2 protein-coding genes are annotated in these 2,245 nt (G+C 73.7%); both read right to left on the bottom strand.

Annotation, left to right across the window (positions count from 1 at the left end; genetic code table 11):
• Positions 1 to 255 (bottom strand): AfsR/SARP family transcriptional regulator (locus ACWCSD_RS51790; RefSeq protein WP_397166828.1); only part of this gene is annotated, 255 nt, incomplete at its 3' end.
• 242 nt (positions 256 to 497) lie between these two features.
• A complete protein-coding gene (locus ACWCSD_RS51785; RefSeq protein ID WP_397166827.1) occupies positions 498 to 2,216 on the bottom strand; it encodes a hypothetical protein in 1,719 nt (572 codons plus the stop codon).
• Positions 2,217 to 2,245 lie beyond the last annotated feature (29 nt).

Raw genomic sequence — 2,245 nt, 5'->3', positions numbered from 1 at the left:
CCTCGGCCGCGACCGCGCAGGCCGATCACGCTCAATCGCCCGCCGCAAATGCGACACATACGACTGCACCGTCGGCAACGCCGTCACCGGCGGTGTGCTCCCGTACACGTCCTCGATGAGGGTCTGGGTGGAGACCACGCCTCCCTGGGAGACGAGGAGCCGGGCGAGCACGGCCCGCTGGCGTGGGCCGCCCACCTCGACCCGCCGGCCATCGTCGTCGTAGACCTCCACCGGACCCAGAACCCGGAACTCCACCCCACGCCTCCTGCGCGATCGTGATCCTTGGGGCAGAACCGTAGATCGTGTCGTAAAGCGCGCGCATCCACCGCCGGAGGGATGCCCGGCACGCGGCCGGAACGATCGAGGGGGTTTTCGGCAGTGCGACACCGGGCACCGAGAGGACCCGCCGGATCCTCTGGGATCTCACGGCAGGCACCGACTCGGAGCGGGCCGACCGGATCAGCGCGGGCCGTGCGGCCCGCTCACGGCCCGGCCGATCACCGGCAGGTCGCGCCGAGAGGCAGACCCGGCACGCCGGTGCTCGCCACCGCTCTGGCCCGGTCGCGCCACCACGTCAGGCCGTTTAGCTCGGCCTGCTCTGCCAGGACCGACAGATGAGCGGCGGCGCCCTCGTGGTCGCCCAGGGCGGAGGCCAGCAGGGCCAAATACCAGTCAACCGGCCCCAGCCCGGCTATCCCGGCTCCGGCCACGAGCCGCCCGCCGTACGGCGACATCCGCGCGTAGGTGTCGCGGCACGCCGGGACGTCGCCGACCGCCGCCTGCGCCGCTCCCTGAAGACACGTCATCGCCAGCCACGACCAGTCCGAGGGCGGCGACGGCCACCCTCCGGCCGCGAGCGCGCGCGCCTCCCCGACGTGGCCGGCCGCGCACAGCTGCAGGACGCGGGCATCGTGGTCCAGCGACGGATGGATGCCCGTGATCGTGTCGATGAGCCGCCCGGCCCCGGCGATGGTGCCCTCGCACCAGCTCAGCATGAGCCGTCCGGCGACCACGACCCCTTCGGCGTACCACATGCCGACGCGTTGGGCCTGGCGCCCGGCCTCGGCGTACAGCTCTTCGGCCGCGTCGAACCTGCCGTCCAGGACGAGCCGGCCGGCCCGCCACATCGTGTGCTGGAAACGCGGCCAGGGCAGCGGACGCCGTTCCAGCAGGCGCTCGCATCCGGCCGCGGCCCGGTCGGCGCCGGCCACGTCGAACAGGTCCAGCCGGTAGTGGGTGCGCATCATCTGGGCCAGCAGCTCGTACCCGGGCGCCCGGGCGGTCACCGCCAGATCGTGCAGCTCGTCGGCCAGCGCCGACAGCTCCGGCACGTGCAGCGGCTGGGGGACGGCCAGATGCCGGGCGTTCAGCGCGCGCATCAGCACCCGCGGGTCGCCGAGACGCCGGGCCGTCTCCACCGCGCGCGCCGAGAGCTCGTCGCCGCGGGGATCGCCGCTGCCGTAGAGCTCCTGGGCCAGACCTGCCAGTAGCAGGACGCGCAGCGGTGAGTCCCCGTCGGGAAGCTCGTGCAGCGCGGTCGTGAAATGGTGCACGAGCCACGGTTCGGCCGCCTTGTAGGGGTCGCGCAGCTCCCAGATCGCGGGCGCGCCGAACGCGGTCAGCGCCCGGGCGGTCAGGCCCGAGCCCGGACGCCCCCGGTCGGCGGCCCGTACGGCCTCCTCCCTGACCTGCCGCGCCCCGATCACGTCCCCCGCCTCCAGCAGGGCGTGGATTTGGCGCAGCAGCAACTCGACATGCGCCTCCGGGTCGCCCGTGGCGGCGCCGTGCGCGGCGACGGCCCTGCCCCACCAGGCGGCGGCCTCCTGGTAGGCGAGCCGCCGCCCCGCCTGCTCGGCGGCCGCCGTCGCCCAGTGGATGGCGTCCTGGTAGGCGGCGGGCCCGGCCTCGACCGCGTGGTAGGCGATCGTCTCCACGTCGGTCCCTGGACGGGCGGACAACGCGGCCATGACCGCGCGGTGCAGGGCGGCCTTGCGAAGGGGCGGAATGTCGTTGACGAGACTCTCGCGCACCAGGTCATGGATGAAGATCAGGCAGTCGCCGCCCGAGTCGGGGCAGAGGGCGACCAGTCCGGCCTCGACCGCCTCGTCGAACGTGTCGAGCGGAATCCCACCCACCGTGCAGACGAGCCCCGGGTCGAATGCGCGGCCGATGACCGCGGCGATCCGCAACGCCTCACCCACCCCCACACCCAACACCCCCAAACGCTGACGAACCACTCCCGCCA

The sequence above is a fragment of the Nonomuraea sp. NPDC001684 genome, assembly GCF_053596515.1.
This window is presented reverse-complemented; position numbering and strand designations above follow the sequence as displayed.